Origin of the sequence: Streptomyces justiciae (assembly GCF_015163075.1) — a bacterium.
In the GTDB taxonomy this organism is placed as follows: domain Bacteria; phylum Actinomycetota; class Actinomycetes; order Streptomycetales; family Streptomycetaceae; genus Streptomyces; species Streptomyces justiciae.
Genome location: NZ_JADDXU010000058.1, coordinates 1 through 446, shown reverse-complemented (window position 1 = coordinate 446; position 446 = coordinate 1). Strand labels below are relative to the sequence as shown.

The 446-nt window shown below is 68.6% G+C and carries 1 protein-coding gene; it reads right to left on the bottom strand.

Translation table 11 applies throughout. The features are described from left to right. Positions 1-354 (bottom strand): response regulator (locus tag IQ210_RS47000; RefSeq protein WP_194085407.1); only part of this gene is annotated, 354 nt, incomplete at its 3' end. Between the last annotated feature and the right edge of the window lie 92 nt (positions 355-446).

The following is a 446-nucleotide window of genomic DNA, read 5'->3' as shown; positions in this document are numbered from 1 at the left end:
GGGGGTGAAGAGGCTCTTCAGGTCGGCGTCGAAGAGTTTGTCCTTGGCGACGAAGGACTCGATGCCGGCGTGCTGGAGTTCCTCGGGCGACCAGAACGATTTGTCGGTGGAGGTCAGCACGATCTTCGGCCGGTCCTCCTGCTCGTTGAGCCGGCGCGCGACGGTGAGTCCGTCGGTGTCGGGCAGGTGCAGGTCGAGCAGCAGCCCGTCGGGACGGTGGTCCCGCACCGCGGCCAGCGCCGAGGCGCCGTCCGAGGACTCCGCCACGACACGCAGGCCCCGCGCCGTCAGCAGCGTCGCGGCGATGCGGCGGAACCCGGGGTCGTCGTCGACGACGACGATGTTGATGGACATGCCTCCCAGCATGCCGAACCGCCCGACGACGAAACCATAGGGGGAGCCCTACGGTTTGTGTATCGCTCACGCAAAGCGGCCGCCACCAGGCC